This is a genomic window from Pseudonocardia sp. EV170527-09, from assembly GCF_008369905.1.
Classification (GTDB): Bacteria; Actinomycetota; Actinomycetes; order Mycobacteriales; family Pseudonocardiaceae; genus Pseudonocardia.
On the sequence record NZ_VRMC01000681.1, the window covers coordinates 1 to 232 of the forward strand.

Here is a 232-nt window from a genome sequence, read left to right on the forward strand (position 1 = left end):
GGCTGCCACCGAGCCGGCGATCACGCCGAACACAGCGGTGGCAAAACCGATCATCAGGTATTCCAGCGCGTAGGCCCCCAGGAGCCGTACCCGCGTCGCGCCGAGGGTCTTCAGGATCACGGCGTCATAGACGCGGTGGCGATGGCCCGCGGCAAGCGCGCCGCCCAGTACCAGGATCGCCGAGATCAGGGTCACGGCGCTGGCGCCGCGGATTGCGAGGGCCAGATTGGTG

1 protein-coding gene is annotated in these 232 nt (G+C 69.0%); it reads right to left on the minus strand.

From position 1 onward, the window contains the following. Nucleotides 1–232, minus strand: a 232-nt coding sequence (locus FVA95_RS30480; protein ID WP_149667023.1) for an FtsX-like permease family protein, incomplete at both ends; no start/stop codon positions are given.